Genomic DNA, 14698 nt, shown 5'->3' with positions numbered 1-14698 from the left:
CGCCCCGGCCCCGTGGGCACGGCCTCGGCCGGCCGGGCACCGGACGGCGTCGACACGGAACGCCGCACATCAGGGAACGCCACACATCGGAGAGGAAGAGGGAATGACCGACATCGAGCGCGTCGGGGTCGTCGGATGCGGCCTGATGGGCGCGGGCATCGCCGAGGTCTGCGCACGCGCCGACGTGCCGGTCACGGTCGTGGAACGCGATGCGCAGGCGGCCCGTGCGGGCCTGCGGCACATCACCCGCTCGCTCGACCGGGCCGCAGCGCACGGCAGACTCGACGCCGAACGACGCGAGGCCGCCGCGGCCGTGATCACCGTCGTCGACCAGATCGAGGCCCTGCACGACCACGACCTGGTGATCGAGGCGGTACCGGAGGACGAGGGACTCAAACTCGACGTCTTCACCCGCCTCGACTCCGTGGTCACCGGCGACCACACCATCCTCGCGACCAACACCTCCTCCATCCCGGTCATCCGGCTCGCCACCGCGACGACCCGCCCCGATCGCGTCGTCGGCGTGCACTTCTTCAACCCCGTCCCGGTGCTGCGGCTCGTGGAACTCGTCCCCTCGCTGCTCACCTCGCCCACCACCGCGGCACGGGCGGAGACCTTCGTGACCGGCGTCCTCGGCAAGGAGGTCGTCCGGACCCGGGACAAGGCCGGATTCATCGTCAACGCCCTGCTGGTTCCGTACCTCCTGGCCGCCGTCCGCATGGTGGAGTCGGGCAGCGCGACCGCGGAGGACATCGACCGCGGGATGGTCCTCGGCTGCGCACACCCGCTCGGCCCGTTGGCCCTGACGGACCTGATCGGCCTGGACACCACCCGCGCCATCGCCGAATCGCTGTACGCCGAGTTCCGCGAACCGCAATACTCACCGCCACCCCTGCTGTCCCGGATGGTGGAGGCCGGCCTGCTCGGGCGGAAGTCCGGGCGGGGTTTCCACGGGTACGACGGACAGCCACACCACGAGGCGGCGGCACCGGCGACACGGGCGAGGCCGCGGTGAGGGAAAATGGTCATGGCGTACGACCACCGAGCGAGGGGAGCCGCAGCGTGTCCACGAAGGTGCGCACGGCAGACACACGCGAGCGCATCCTGACCGCGGCCTGCGAGGTCATCGCCGAGATCGGCTTCGAGAAGATCCGCATGCGCATGGTCGCCGAGCGGGCCGGCGTGTCCACGGCGCTGCTGCACTACCACTTCGACACGCGCGAGAAGCTGTTCACCGAGGCGATGACCCACTCCTTCGCCAACACCGCCGTCGACGTCGAACGCGACGCGGAGACCGCTCCGGCTGCGGTCATCCTGGCCCGCATCCTGCGCAGCCTGCTGCCGACCGATCCCGAACTGCGCCAGGACTGGCGGCTGTGGCAGGAACTGTGGGCCCGGGCCCTGCGCGACGAGACCACCCGGGTCTTCGCCGTGGACCTGTACGCGCAGCTGCACGCCTGGGTGGCCGACGCGGTGCGGCGCGGTATCGCTTCGGGCGAGTTCACCCCGACCGACGTGGACGATCTCAGCACGCTCGTCCTGTCCCTGAGCGACGGCTACGGCATCCGCCTGATGCTGCGTGACCCGACGGTCACTCTGGACGGCGCCCTCACCTCCATCTGGCGCCAGGTGTCCGCCGCGTTGGGGCTCTCGGGCTCCGTGCCGACGGAGTGACGTCCGGGACCGGTCCGTTCGACGGCGCAGGACCCGGAAGTTGCTGGTGCCACGCCTAGCCTGGCTGGGCGGAGCCCTCCCACAGGCCGGGCACCCGGTCTCTGCCGGTGTGCATCTGGGTCGCCAGGGTCCGCAGGGCCCCGGCGAACGCGGCCGGGTTGCGCAGGAACTCCATGTGGATGCCCGGAAATTCGGCCCAGGGTGCCCCGATCCGGCGGGCGATCTCGATCGAGGGCCGGGCGTAGTAGGTGCCCCGGTCCTCCGCGCCGGCCCCCAGCACGATCGGGAAGGGCGCTGCCCTGAGGGCGGCCTCGTCGGGCCGGAACGCCGCGAAGCCCGGCCACTCGGACGCGAACAGGTGCTCCTGATTGCCGAGGAAGCGCCGCCACAGATCGTCGGGCCAGCGGTAGGTGCCCTCACCGCGCACCGTCTGCGCGAATCGGAGGCCGGCCGCGGGGCCGCCGCCTTCGGCGTACCGTGCCGCCAGCTCCGGGAAGAAGCCGCGCGCCGGGTCGCCGTCGGGCAGGACGCCGACCGCCGGTGGTTCGTGGGCGACCAGACCCGACACCGCCTCGGGATACGACGCGGCCAGCGTGAGCCCGATGATCGCGCCCCCGCTGTTCCCGAACACCAGCCCGCGGCCACCGGCCAGCCCGTCGAGCAGGTCCCGGGCGTCGGCAGCCTGCCGCGACAGGTCCATGGGCCGGCCGTTGCGCCCGGTGCTGCGGGAGTTGCCCCGCCGGTCGTAGCTGATCACCGTGAATGCGTCGGCCAGCTCGTCGGCGATCGCGGAGTAGTACCCGGCATCGCCGCCGGCCCCGCTGATGAGCAGCAGGGCCGGTCCGCTGCCGCGGATCTCGTAGTACAGCCCGGCGCCATCGGTCTCGAACATGCCACTGCGCATACACGCACTCCGTTCATGTACTCCCATGGCGCACATGCGGTCTCGCTCCCTACTGTAGGGGGGCGACGCCTCAGCGGGCCCTGACCTCTTCGACGTCCAGGCCGCGGTCGATGCCGTGGGCGATGACCTTTTGCCCGGGTTCGGCGTGCAGGCGCTCGCCGTCGAGCCGGACCTCGACCTGGTCGGGTTCGAACGACACGAGACCGCCGATGCGGTCGACCTCCCGGTAGGCGTCGCGGTACGACCACGCCGCGCGGTGCGCGTCGCCGATGTCGAAGTAGTCGCACAGACCCTTGTAGGGACAGAAGGTCTGTCCTTCGACGGGGCGCAGCCGGGTCTCGTCGATGTCGGCGCGCGGGACGTACCAGCGGGGGGCGAATCCGGACTCGTAGAGCACGACGGGGTGTTCGGAACGGGCGATCACGGTGTCACCGAGGCGGACCTCCAGGCTGCGCGACGTCGTGCGGATGTCGATGCGGTGGTAGGGGTCGGCGGCGTGTCCGAGGATGCGGTCGTCCTCCTCGTAGAAGGCGTCCATCGCGCGCCATGCGAAGGCGATACGCCCCCGGAGTTCGGCGGCGTGCCCGGGCGGTGCGGTGAACTCCCAGGCGGCGCGCTCGGTGGTGCGGTCGCCGGCGTGCACCGCGTACCAGGCCGTGTCGCCGAGGTCCTTGTGCTGGGTGACCCTGCCGCTCGCGACCAGGGCCTGCTCGTCCACGTCCGCTCTGGGGAAGTAGGCGACGGGGTAGCGGCCCGGCTCGTGGAGCAGGACGACGTTCTCGCTGTCGGCGATCCATGCGTCGTTGAACCGCACGCGCATGCGGCGGCGCAGCCTCTCGGCGAACAGCAGGCGCTCGGGCAGGGGTTCGGGAGTGAGGAAGTGCCCGATCGCGCCGGAGGCGAGGGGGCCTTGCTGCCAGGACAGTCCCATGACGGAGTCCTTCCGGGTACGGGGCCGCGCCGAAGGCGCCCTCTGGCCCTGGAGGTCAGGCGAGGACGCGCGCGAGGAAGTCGCGGATGTGCTCGCTGATGGTCTCGAGGTGGCTCTCCAGGGCGAAGTGCCCGGAGCTGAGCAGGTGGATCTCGGCATCGGGCAGGTCCTTGCCGAACGCCCTGGCGCCGTCCGGGCCGAAGATCTCGTCACCTGCACCCCAGACCGCCAGCAGCGGGACCTGGGAGTCGCGGAAGTACTGGTGGACCCGCGGGTAGAGGTCGACGTTGGTGGGATAGTCGCGGAAGAGCTTGAGCTGGATCTCGTCGTTGCCGGGCCGGTCCAGCAGGGCCTGGTCGTGGACCCAGTTGTCGGGGCTGACCAGGCTCGGGTCCTCGACTCCGTTCACGTACTGCCAGCGGGTGGACTCGAGGGTCAGGGCGCCACGCATGGCTGCTTCCGTGTCCGGCCCGGGGGCCGTGGTGTAGGCGAAGACGCCGTCCCAGAAGGGCTTGACGAAGCCCTCCTCGTAGGCATTGCCGTTCTGCGTGATGATCGCGGTGATGCTGTCCGGGTCCTGCAGCGCGAGCCGCCAGCCGATGGGGGCGCCGTAGTCCTGCACGTACATCGCGAACCGGTCGACGCCCAGATGCCGGAGCAGCCCGGAGGTGATCTCGGTGAGGGCGTCGAACGTGTAGGGGAAGTCCTGCAGGGCGGGCATCGCGGACTGGCCGAACCCGATGTGATCGGGGGCGATCACGTGGTAGCGGTCGGCGAGGGCCGAGATGAGGTGGCGGAACATGTGCGAGCTGGTCGGGAAGCCGTGGAGGAGGACCAGGGCGGGTGCCGTCGGGTCGCCGGCCTCCCGGTAGAAGACCTCAAGGCCGTCGACGGTGGCGGTGCGGTGGTGGACTGCGGTGACCATTTTTCTAACCTCTCTCGATTTGTTCGGTGGTTACAGATACAGTCGAGCACGCATGAGCTAACCTGTCAATGGCATTTTAGAGGTTAGATTGACCGAGTGCCTGCAGCCACGCCGGGCAGGTCGATACGGTCAGGAGGTGTGATGGAGGTCGATCGCGGACAGCAGGACGTCCTACTGGAGCTGCTCAACAGCACACCGGTCGTCGACGGCGTCGTGCGGGACCGGCTCGCGGATCCGGACGGCGCCAGGTCCTGGCAACAGGCCCATGGCGGCACAGGCACCGTCGGTGAGCACCGGCACCTCGTACAGGCACGCGATGCCCTGCAGGACGTCGTGCGCGGCACCCGGTCGGCCACCTCCCTCGCCCCGTTCCTGAAAGGCGTCGTATCCCGCCCGCACATCTCGCCCGCGGGCGTGTCGTGGGTGCTGGACGCCCCTGCGGAGCGCCGGACGGCGGTGGACGCGGTCATGGCGTGGAGTGCGCTGCAGGAGACGATGCCCGGCCGGCTGCGGCCGTGCGAGAACCCGGAGTGCCGGCGTTTCCTCCTCGACCGCAGCAAGGCCAACAAGGCCCGCTGGTGCTCGATGGCCGTCTGCGGCAACCGCATGAAGGCGCGGCGCCACTACCAGCGCACACGCGGCGCCGCAGCAGAGTGATGCGACGCCGGCGGTGCTCCGGAGTGGCGTGACGGCAGTGGCGCATCCGAGTGGCGGGCGTCAACCGCGCTTCCGAGTGGCGCGACGTCAGCGGTGCATCCGAGTCGCGCGACGTCCGCGGCGCCCCGACCCGCGCCGAGCGGGCGGCGGCACCCGCACGAGAGACTGATATCGGCCCCGGCGCGCGGATCACGGCGCCACGAGAGGCTGCTCCGGACGGCCACCCCGCAGGAGGTCCGCCATGGCGACGCTGCTGTCCGTCAACGTAGGAATGCCCAAGGACATGCCCTGGCAGGGGAGGACCGTCCACACCGGAGCCTGGAAGTCGCCCGTTCAGGGCTCCCGGATGGTGCGGCGACTGAACATCGACGGCGACGGGCAAGGAGACCTGGCCGGGCACGGCGGCGAGATCCGCGCCGTGCTCGTCTACCAGCTCCAGTCCTACCAGTACTGGCAGAAGCACCTCGGTCGCGACGACCTGACCTTCGGGATGTTCGGGGAGAACCTCACCGTCGACGGGCTGCCCGACCGCGAAGTGTGCATCGGTGACCGGTACCGCATCGGCGAAGCCGAGTTCGAGGTCACCCAGCCGCGCGTCACCTGCTACCGCGTCGGCATGCGCCTGGGCGAGCCCACCATGGCCTCCCTGCTGGTCGCCCACCACCGCCCCGGCTTCTACCTGCGTGTCCTCACCGAGGGGCACCTCCAGGCAGGCGACGAGATCACCCTGACCCGGAAGGGTCCCGAGGAACTCAGCGTCGCCGACACGGACGCACTGCTCTACCTCCCGGACCGTGACCCCGAGAAGCTGCGCAGAGCCCTGGACATCCCCGCCCTCAGCCCGGGATGGCAGCAGTCCTTCCGTGAACTCGCCGCCGCCCGGGAGCCCGGACAGGAACCGGGATGGCCGGGCGACCGGACCCGTACCCGCCGGCCGAGTACTCGGCATCCAGGGGAAGAGGCGGGATGGACGGGCTTCAGGGCCATGCGCGTCGCCCGTATCGTCCATGAGACGCCCACCGTCTCATCGATCTACCTCGGCACCACCGACGGCACCCCGCTGCCCGAGGCCCGCCCCGGCCAGTACCTCTCCCTCCGCCTCGCCGTCGGTGACACCGCCCCGACGGTGCGCAGTTACTCGCTGTCCTCCGCACCCGCCGACGACACCTACCGCATCAGCGTCAAGCGCGAGCCCCACGGGACGGTCAGCGGCTACATCCATGCCGTGCTCCATGCCGGCGACCTCGTGGACGTCGCCGCCCCCCGCGGAACGTTCGTCCTCGAAGCAGGCACCCGCCCGATCGTTCTCGCCTCGGCAGGGATCGGCGCCACTCCCGTGCTGGCCATGCTCCATCGCCTCGCCGCCACACAGGACCCACGCCCCGTCTGGTGGATCCACACCGCCCGCGACCGGGCCCACCACGCCTTCGCGGACGAGAGTCGCGCGCTCCTGGCTCGACTCCCCGACGGGCACCAGCACATCTACTACACCGCCGAGTCCGCCCCGCATCCCGACGAGCCCCACATCACCCAGGGGCGTCCGACCGCCTCGGCGCTCGCCGCCCTGGGGATTCCCGCCGACGCCGACGCGTACCTCTGCGGACCGTCCGCCTTCATGGACGACCTCGGGGGCCATCTGCGCGATCACGGCCTGAGCCCTGAGCGGATCCACAGGGAGGAGTTCAGCGCCCTGTCCGCGATCAATCCCGGTGTCACGCCCACCGCCACGGTCCGGCCGCACCAGCCCCCGGGGCCCACGGGCACCGGTCCCCTCATCACCTTCGCCCGCAGCGGCATCACGACCCGTTGGTCACCCGCTCACGCTTCACTCCTCGATCTCGCCGAGGCGTGCGACATCCCCACCCGCTGGTCCTGTCGCACCGGCGTCTGCCACACCTGCCTCACGCATCTCGTGTCGGGCGACATCACCTACACCACGCCGCCCCTCGAACTCCCCGAGGCCGGCACCGTCCTCGTCTGCTGCAGCGAACCGACCACCGAGGTCGTCCTCGACCTCTAGCCGACCGGCACGTGTACGGCTGACGGCCCCCTGATCGCACAGCTCCCGTCCGAGGCGTACGTCGCGCCTGCCGACGTGATGTGCCAGGGCGCGCGAGCGTGGTGACGATGCCGTACGCATATGTATCCGGCCAATCTGCAGAGAGCGCCCGCCCACGGATGCTGTCCGGCTCTTGTCGCCCCTGCCCGCCGTGCCAGGTGTTGTGTGCGCGTGCGACAGGCTCCTCCACCAGCGTGGGAAGCTTGCTGCCGCCGCGTCCGGCCGGGGTTCGAGGATGTCGAGCGGCCCGGTGGGAACAGCGGGCTTGGGGGGTCCGAAATCGCCCGCAGGGAAAGATTTTGACGCCTGCTCAGATTATCTGCTGATCAGACCCGGGAAGGTTACCCGCGTCAACGACACGTGATCTTCACCGGAGGCATCCGGAACCGGCACGTGTCACGTCCGCCCCGAAAGGAGGTGCAGTGATGAAGCTTCTCTTCGCCATCCGCAACAAGGTCGCGGCAAGCAAGAGCCTCAAGGCGAACGCCTGGTACCTCTGGTACTGATCCCGCATTCTCTGCCGCGCAGGTGGATGACATCGTTGTCCGGTTTCCCGTCCGAACCGAGGCGGGGCCGGGCGGCGGTGCCCCCGCCGAGCGCTCCCCTCGACCGGTCACCCGGCCACCCCTGTCGCTTCGGAGAAACCCATGCCGCCGTCATCCGCAGCGCCTGTGCGCACCACCGAGTTCGCCCCGCGCCTTGCCGCCCTCATGAACGGCCACATCGGCCAGGACGTGTTCCGGCTGGAACCCGACACGATCGGTGTCGCCGGGCCCGCGATCGCCGACCGCATCCTCGCCGCGCGCCGGGCGACGGAGGCCGAGCGCCCCACCTTCAAGCCCCTGCACGGGCGCTCGATAGCGAAGAACGAGGCCTCGTCGGTGACCCGCACCCTCGGGAACGACGTGCGCGAAGCGCTCCTGAAGCCCGTACCCGACGCCGTGGATCTGTCCGGTTCCTGGCCACTGACCGGGCACCTCTTCCTGCGCGATCTCATCCTGGGCCAGGACCCCCGCCGGCTGCGCATGCTCATGAGCCGCAACCTGGAACTGACCCCGAAGCTCACCTGGTCGGTGATCACGATCGGTGCCGCGCTGCCCGGCTGGCCCCGCCCGCGCCGGCACCTCACCGGTCTCGCGCAACGGGCGGCGCAGGCCACCGGCTACCAGGAACGCCGGTACGCGATGGGCATGTACCGCAGGGCGGCGGCGCCGGTGTGCTTCACCGTCTCCACGCTCGTGGCCAACGCCCTCTGGCTCGGCTCGCCCTTCGACGACAGCACCTCGAACCGCACCATCATCCACGAGTCCCTGCGGCTGCTGCCGCCCTCGTGGAACATCCTGCGCAACGCTTCGCCCGAGTACCCCGCCGTCGACGACCGCATAGGCGAGAACGACGACGTCCTGCTGCTGCCCCTGCTGTCCCATCGTGATCCGTCCCTGTGGGACGACGCCGACGCCTTCCGTCCGGAGCGCTGGGACGACCTCGACCCCGAAACGGCTCCCGGGTATCTGCCGTTCGGTCACGTTTCGGAACGCTGCTGGGGCAGGCACATGGTCATGCCGCTCGCCGAGCTGCTCCTGGACCTGGTCCGGGGGTCCGGGCTCGTGGTCGATCCGGACCAGAGGGTCGGCAAGGTTCCGCTCCTCGGCCTGCTGGGCGTGGACGACGTACGTCTGACCAGGCCGGCCCGAGGACGCGTGCACAGTCCACCTAACCCCGGGTAAGACGTGTAAACCATAACGATCTTGGCGCAAACCTTGTGTGAATCCTGAGGGCCTCTAGCCTCCCGGCATGGCATTTCTTTCAAGTCGCCGCAGAAGGTCACGCCTTGCCCCGGAACTCGACGATCAGGACTTGGGCAGACTGCTGAAGTCCCTGGTGGCGACGACGAGGACCGGCACGATCGCGACGACGGACCTGTGCGTGGCGCAGATTTCCCGTCTCCTGGACCAGGACCCGGGCGACTGGGACCGCCGGACCCACCGCATGGGTGTCCTGGCGGACTACATGGCCGATTCCCGTCTGCCGCGATCCTGGGCCGCGCGTGAACCGCGCAACGCGAGCGCGCTGGTGCTGTCCGCCTGGACACAGGTGGCGTGGGCCCGCGCGCAGGGGCGTCCGCACGACACGGCCGACGCCACGGAGAACTGTCTGCTGGCCGCCGAACTGGCCCCGGAAGACCCCACTCCCTGGGTGGTCCTCCTGGGGGTGGCACGCATGCAACGCTGGGAGCAGCCCCAGGTGTTCGGCGTGTGGAACGAGGTGCTCGCCCGCGATCGCTGGAACCGCGAGGCCTACCTGAGCATGCTGGGTTACCTCACCCCGGAGGAAGCGGGCTCGCGTATCCAGGTCCTGGAGTTCGTGGACGCCCTGTGCGCGCGCATGCCCGCCAACGCGCCCTGCGCGGCGACCGAACTCACGGCCCAGGTCCTCCAGTACCACGCCGTCCTCGACCGGGGCGGATTCGAAGCGCTGGTGGCCCGCAACCACTGGTCCCAGGCGATGGCCGCCCAGGCCCTGGACCGCGTGGCCTCGACCTGGGCGCAGCCGGGTTTCCTCCGCCATGCCAGGGCACGTGCCGACCTCAACCTCCTCGCGTACGCGCTGATGGCCGCCGACCGGCGCCGGGATGCCCGCCCCGTCTTCGAGGCGCTCGGCGGCACGATCACCGCATGGCCCTGGCAGGCCGGCGGCGACCCGCTGACGGAGTTCGACCAGGCGCAGCGGAGAGCAGGCGCCGGGTCGTGACCTTGTTGCCGGGCCGGCGCCGCATCCTGCGCGCGGCAGATCGGAACGAGCTGTTCGTCTCGCGCGGCGAGACGGGCGAGACAGGCGGGGACGTCGACGAAGCTGAACCGGCGCGACCGGACTCCAGCGGATGTACGCGACCGGTCCTCACTGGATGTACTTGAGGGTCCACTGCCGGCTCGGCAGGCCCTGGTTGTCCCAGATCTCGACGCGTGCTTCCTGCTGCCCGCCCCCGGGTCCGTGCTCCGGTTCCAGGACCCGGCCGAAGAGGTTGGAGATGGGCCCTGCGCCCGCGTGGTCCGCCGGGTGGACGTACCAGAGCTGGTCGGGGTTGGAGAAGGTGTTGTCGCAGGTCGACACCCAGGTCGACCAGCCGTTCGGGCCCTGCGCCCAGCCCGCGAAGCACTCGCCGTTCCGGCGGCTCACCAGGTGGTGGCGACCGCGGCCGTCGGAGACCAGGTCCCAGAGCAGGAACGCCTCGTCGGAGCAGTCCCACAGCCGGACGCGGTCGTCACCGTACGGGAAGCCCATGCAGCGGCCGACGCCCTGGTTTCTCACCTGGAAGGGCCCCACCGCGCGCGGGGCGGCGACCGCCGGGGCCGCGTCTTCCGGGACGTTCGGTTCGGCGGCTACGACGCCGGGTGCGAGGGCCGTTGCGAAGGTCGCGACAAGGGCGACGGCGAGCACGGCAACGCACTTGCGCAGTTTCACGTGTTCCCCCCTGTTCGACGGACCCGAGGTCCGTCAGCGCTCGCCATGTTCTCGCGCGGCGGGTCGTCCGCCGGGGAGGCGGCCGGCCAACTCCCCTGAGGGGTGGAGCGGGAGCCGCCGCCCGAGCGCACGCGCGCCAGGGCGGCCGAAAGCACTCCGGCGCATGAGCGATCAGCCTCTGACCACGCAGAAGGGATGCCCCGCCAGATCGGTGAAGACCCGCCACCTGTCCCCGCCCGGCTGGTGATCCGGCTTGCCCGCGCCCAGCTCCAGCAGTCGTTCCTCGGCCTCGTCCAGGTCCTCCACCGCGAAGTCGAGGTGGAACTGCTGAGGAGCGGTCTGGTCGGGCCAGCGCGGAGCCCGGTAGTCGTCGACCCGCCGAAAGCCGATGAACAGGCCGTCCTCACGGGTGAGGCCGGCGAATTCGGCGTCGGACTTCGGGTGGGGCTCGAGGCCGGTGGCCTGCTGATAGAACGCCGCAAGGGCCGGGGGATCGGGGCAGTCGAGCGTGATCGCGGTCAGCCTCATCCGCAGGGGCATGGAATCTCCGGACCGGTCGATGGACTTTCCCGACACCCTAGGGGCAGCCGCCCCTGCCCTCGACCTCGACGGTCGGATCCGACTCCGCCACATTCGGCCTGCATTGGCATGGACCTGACGCGGCGGGATGGCTAGGCTCTGCCCCGCCACGGATGAGAGCGCTCTCAGGAATCGGCTGTTCCACCCCACCCCTGGAACGACGAAGGGCAACGCCCATGAGACGCAAGAGACTTACCCATGCAGTCCTCGCCTCGTTGCTGGTCCTCGGGGGACTGAGCGCGGCAGGGACGTTCCCCGCTTCGGCGACCGGACCCGCCGCCGAGTCCACCTCCCACGCCTCTTCCCCCGAGCCTGCCTCCGACGGACTCGTGACCGCCCTGCAGCGGGATCTCGACCTGACCCGGAAGCAGGCGGAAGTGCGCCTCGCGGCCGAGCGGTCCGCCGCCGCTCTCGCTCCCAAGGTGCGCCGTACGGCCGGCGAGGCCTACGCGGGCTCCTGGTTCGACGCCGCCGGCGGGCACCTGACGGTGGCCCTCACGCCGGCTGTCCCGACGGCCGTACGCCGGGCGGTCGAGGCGGCAGGGGCCGACGTCCGGTCCGTCGCACACAGTGCTCGGCAACTGAACGCGGTCAAGGCGCGCATCGACCGGCTGTCCGCCCCCTCGGGGGTGAGCGGCTGGCACATCGACCCGAAGGTCAACACGGTCGTCGTCGACATCGTGCGGAACGCACGGGACGACAACGATGTCCGACGTTTCGTGTCACGGGCGCGCCAAGCGGGTCCCGTCACCGTCGAGACCGTCTCCGCGGCGCCGCGGACCTTCGCCGCGGGCACGGTGGGCGGTGACCCGTACTACACGGGCAACGTCCGCTGCTCCATAGGCTTCTCGGTGTACGGCGGCTTCGTCACCGCCGGGCACTGCGGGCAGCCCGGCGCCGGGGTCAGCGGCTGGGACGGCTCCTACATCGGCACCTTCCAGGGCTCGTCGTTCCCGGACAGCGACTATGCCTGGGTCAGCGTGGGCAGCGGCTGGTGGACGGTGCCGGTCGTGCTGGGCTGGGGCACGGTGCCCGACCAGCTCGTGCGCGGCTCGGCCGTGGCGCCCGTCGGCTCCTCCGTCTGCCGCTCCGGATCGACCTCGCACTGGCACTGCGGCACGGTGCTGGCCACGAACGAGACCGTCAACTACAGCCAGGGCGCGGTGCACGAGCTGACGAAGACGAGCGTCTGCGCCGAGCCCGGCGACTCCGGCGGCTCCTTCATCACCGGAGACCAGGCGCAGGGCGTCACGTCCGGCGGCTGGGGCGACTGCACCAGCGGCGGCGAGACCTGGTTCCAGCCCGTCAACGAGATCCTCAACCGCTACGGCCTGACCCTGCACACGTACTGACCGCACGCGGTCGCACCGGGGTTCCGTGCGCACTGCCACGGACCCCCCCCGCGTGGCGTGCCTTTCCGGCTATGGAGCAGACACCGTGCTGAGACTCCTGTCGATGGTGAGCCGAGCCGAGCCGCGGCTGCGTCTGTCTGCTCAGTGTTGTTGCACGCCGAAGACCCGACGACGTGCGGCACGACCTGGCCAACCACCGCCCACGGTGCCGTCGGCTTGCCGCCTCAAGCCGTCCCGGTGGTTCCGCCAGCGGCGTCATGGCCATGGGCTTCAGCCCTGGGACCTGCCAGCATGAGCAAGCTCGATCCGATCCTCGTACTTTGGAGGTTTGATGCGTGCAGGCGTCGTGGTCGCCGCGCACCCCGGTGTGGAGGATCTCGCCGTGCAGGCCGAGGAGTTGGGCTTGCGCAGCTTCTGGGTCAACGACACCCCGATGGTCCACGGTGACCCCTTCGTCGCCTTGAGCCTGTATGCGAAGGCCACCCGTCGCATTCGGCTCGGTATCGGCGTGACCTCACCGGCGTTGCGCTCGGCCCCGGCCGCAGCGAGCGGGTTCGCCAGCCTCAATGCCCTGGCACCGGGCCGGATCATCTGCGGGGTCGGCACCGGAAACACCGCTCGGCGCACTCTGGGCAACCAGTCGACCACGGCGGCTGCGCTGGAGAACTTCACCGCGGCACTGCAGGATCTGTGTGCCGGACGCCCGACCGAATACCACGAAGGAGACCGGGTCCGCGACATCTGGTTCCTGCACACCGGGGCGCACGTGAATACCACCGATCCGATCGAGTTCGTCGTGGCCGCGCTGCACGGACCCAAAGCCGCCGCCGTCGCCGGCCGCTGCGGCGCCGGCCTCATCTCCTTCGGCCTGCTCGACCCCACCGCCTGGCACGCGCTGTACGACGCCCGCCGTCACGCCGCCCACGGCACGCTCCACGACCCCGACTCCTACGCGGACTCCTACGTGGTCACCGCGCTCCACCTGCTGCGCGGCAACGAGGACTCCGACAGCGACGCGGCCCGGGACACGACAGGTCACCGCGTGCTGTCGCTGCTGGACTTCGCCGCCGACACCCCCGGCCTTCGCCGGGCAACTCGGCCCCGACCAACGCGAGGCGGTGCGACAACTCCTCGATCGGCGTGGCACCACCGCTACCGCGCCGGACCGGTACACCAAGCTCTACCCCAACTACCTGGTATGCATCGCACCGCAGGACCGGGACCTGGTCCTGCCCTCGCTGATGAACAGCGTGGCCCTCGTCGGCACCCGCGACGACCTCCGCACCCGCATCACCGCCCTGGAACAGGCAGGCGTCGATGAGCTCCTCATCCAACCGGTGATCGACCCGCCCACCGAGACGGCCCAACTCGCCGAACTCCTCACCTGAGCGCCCGCTTGTGGAGGGACGGCCCCTGAGAGTCCGGTATGCGGTCGCTTCCGCCAAAGCGCCCGGGCACCGTCAGCGAGTGCGGTGCCAGGGCGGCAGCCGGCTGTTGCGTCGGTCAGCGGGCTCGGACGGATGCTCCGTAGGTGTCGCTCTGGCGGAGCACCGCCGCGGCCCGCGACGGTGCCGGCCCTACCTGGATGAGGCACCACTCGGTGACCTCGTCCGGGGCGAGGTCGATGGCGGTGTCCCGGCCGCGGGCGTGGATGCGCAGCCGGTAGTCGCCGGGCCCGTCGAAGGAGAGCACCGGCAGTTCCTCGTCCAGGTCGTCCATCAGGCCGCGCACCATCAGTTCTCCTGACACCGAGTGCAGGGACACTTCGAAGATCTTGATCTTCGTCTTGTTGGTGAGGCGGTCAGGTACTTCGTGGTGCCGTGCTTGACCGGCAGGTGCTTGGTGTTCTGGGCGTACTCGATGTGCTTGGCGAGCTCCGGGTAGTCGCCGCGCTTGGCATAGATCATCTCCGGGATGTACGGCATGACGCAGCCGATCTTGGAGGTGCCGGGCAGAGCGTTGTCGCCCCGCACGGGCCGGCCCGCCGCCCCCAGCAGCATGCCGGCGGTCCCCGCTGAGGCGCTGTTCTCCCGTATCCGGACGCGTCAGGCGGTGTGACATGCCCGGATAGGACACCGACAAGAATCCGCGGCCACTTCTAGCGAAGATCACCATCACCGGTCGGGCCCCGCTCACCGAGGATGTGAGCAGGGCC

General features: G+C 70.4%; 15 protein-coding genes and 1 pseudogene. 9 read left to right on the top strand and 7 right to left on the bottom strand.

Features of this window, described 5'->3' with window-relative positions:
• Positions 1 to 103 precede the first annotated feature (103 nt).
• Both ABZ471_RS30620 and ABZ471_RS30615 read left to right on the top strand, forming a co-directional pair.
• Positions 104 to 1015, top strand: coding sequence for a 3-hydroxybutyryl-CoA dehydrogenase (locus tag ABZ471_RS30620; protein WP_359070897.1), 912 nt, complete (start codon positions 104 to 106; stop codon positions 1013 to 1015).
• Positions 1016 to 1062: 47 nt separating this feature from the next.
• On the top strand, positions 1063 to 1674 hold the full coding sequence (locus tag ABZ471_RS30615) for a TetR/AcrR family transcriptional regulator (protein WP_359070895.1): 612 nt from the start codon (positions 1063 to 1065) through the stop codon (positions 1672 to 1674).
• A 55-nt stretch (positions 1675 to 1729) separates the two neighbouring features.
• On the opposite strand, the gene ABZ471_RS30610 is transcribed toward ABZ471_RS30615, so the two are convergent.
• From ABZ471_RS30610 to ABZ471_RS30600, 3 genes are all read right to left on the bottom strand, one after another.
• Entirely contained in the window at positions 1730 to 2566 is an 837-nt protein-coding gene (locus ABZ471_RS30610) for an alpha/beta fold hydrolase (RefSeq protein WP_359070893.1), read from the bottom strand.
• A gap of 82 nt (positions 2567 to 2648) precedes the next feature.
• Positions 2649 to 3509, bottom strand: coding sequence for a DUF427 domain-containing protein (locus tag ABZ471_RS30605; RefSeq protein ID WP_359070892.1), 861 nt, complete (start codon positions 3507 to 3509; stop codon positions 2649 to 2651).
• Between the two features lie 55 nt (positions 3510 to 3564).
• Positions 3565 to 4434, bottom strand: a complete 870-nt coding sequence (locus ABZ471_RS30600) for an alpha/beta hydrolase (RefSeq protein WP_359070890.1) — start codon at positions 4432 to 4434, stop codon at positions 3565 to 3567.
• 141 nt (positions 4435 to 4575) lie between these two features.
• Between ABZ471_RS30600 and ABZ471_RS30595 the strand changes: the two genes are divergently transcribed.
• The 5 genes from ABZ471_RS30595 to ABZ471_RS30575 all read left to right on the top strand — a co-directional run bounded on the left by ABZ471_RS30595 (position 4576) and on the right by ABZ471_RS30575 (position 9901).
• The gene (locus tag ABZ471_RS30595; RefSeq protein WP_359070889.1) at positions 4576 to 5091 is read left to right on the top strand and encodes a CGNR zinc finger domain-containing protein; all 516 of its coding nucleotides are present in this window, start codon (positions 4576 to 4578) and stop codon (positions 5089 to 5091) included.
• Between the two features lie 241 nt (positions 5092 to 5332).
• Positions 5333 to 7111, top strand: coding sequence for an MOSC and FAD-binding oxidoreductase domain-containing protein (locus ABZ471_RS30590; protein WP_359070888.1), 1779 nt, complete (start codon positions 5333 to 5335; stop codon positions 7109 to 7111).
• Positions 7112 to 7575: 464 nt separating this feature from the next.
• Positions 7576 to 7656 (top strand): tryptorubin family RiPP precursor, encoded by an 81-nt coding sequence (locus ABZ471_RS30585; protein WP_359070958.1) that lies wholly within the window; start codon positions 7576 to 7578, stop codon positions 7654 to 7656.
• Positions 7657 to 7797: 141 nt separating this feature from the next.
• Complete coding sequence (locus ABZ471_RS30580; RefSeq protein WP_359070887.1) at positions 7798 to 8877, top strand: cytochrome P450; 1080 nt, start codon at positions 7798 to 7800, stop codon at positions 8875 to 8877.
• A gap of 130 nt (positions 8878 to 9007) precedes the next feature.
• Complete coding sequence (locus ABZ471_RS30575) at positions 9008 to 9901, top strand: hypothetical protein (RefSeq protein ID WP_359070885.1); 894 nt, start codon at positions 9008 to 9010, stop codon at positions 9899 to 9901.
• Between the two features lie 147 nt (positions 9902 to 10048).
• Here the strand turns inward: ABZ471_RS30575 and ABZ471_RS30570 are convergent, their stop codons facing one another.
• Both ABZ471_RS30570 and ABZ471_RS30565 read right to left on the bottom strand, forming a co-directional pair.
• Complete coding sequence (locus tag ABZ471_RS30570; RefSeq protein ID WP_359070884.1) at positions 10049 to 10612, bottom strand: RICIN domain-containing protein; 564 nt, start codon at positions 10610 to 10612, stop codon at positions 10049 to 10051.
• A 171-nt stretch (positions 10613 to 10783) separates the two neighbouring features.
• Positions 10784 to 11152: a VOC family protein gene (locus ABZ471_RS30565; RefSeq protein ID WP_359070882.1), complete on the bottom strand. Its 369-nt coding sequence runs from the start codon at positions 11150 to 11152 to the stop codon at positions 10784 to 10786.
• A gap of 215 nt (positions 11153 to 11367) precedes the next feature.
• Here ABZ471_RS30565 and ABZ471_RS30560 point away from each other — a divergent pair, with 215 nt between their 5' ends.
• Positions 11368 to 12543 (top strand): S1 family peptidase, encoded by a 1176-nt coding sequence (locus ABZ471_RS30560; RefSeq protein ID WP_359070880.1) that lies wholly within the window; start codon positions 11368 to 11370, stop codon positions 12541 to 12543.
• A 331-nt stretch (positions 12544 to 12874) separates the two neighbouring features.
• Positions 12875 to 13931: pseudogene (locus ABZ471_RS30555) on the top strand (LLM class flavin-dependent oxidoreductase).
• Positions 13932 to 14046: 115 nt separating this feature from the next.
• Here the strand turns inward: ABZ471_RS30555 and ABZ471_RS30550 are convergent.
• Positions 14047 to 14277 (bottom strand): hypothetical protein, encoded by a 231-nt coding sequence (locus ABZ471_RS30550; protein ID WP_359070879.1) that lies wholly within the window; start codon positions 14275 to 14277, stop codon positions 14047 to 14049.
• Complete coding sequence (locus tag ABZ471_RS30545; RefSeq protein WP_359070878.1) at positions 14277 to 14543, bottom strand: hypothetical protein; 267 nt, start codon at positions 14541 to 14543, stop codon at positions 14277 to 14279. Before ABZ471_RS30545 ends, ABZ471_RS30550 begins: the two co-directional genes overlap by 1 nt.
• Between the last annotated feature and the right edge of the window lie 155 nt (positions 14544 to 14698).

Source organism: Streptomyces sp. NPDC005728, assembly GCF_040630895.1.
In the GTDB taxonomy this organism is placed as follows: Bacteria; Actinomycetota; Actinomycetes; order Streptomycetales; family Streptomycetaceae; genus Streptomyces.
Note: the sequence above shows the minus strand (reverse complement) of the source record. Positions and strands in the feature narration are given on the sequence as shown.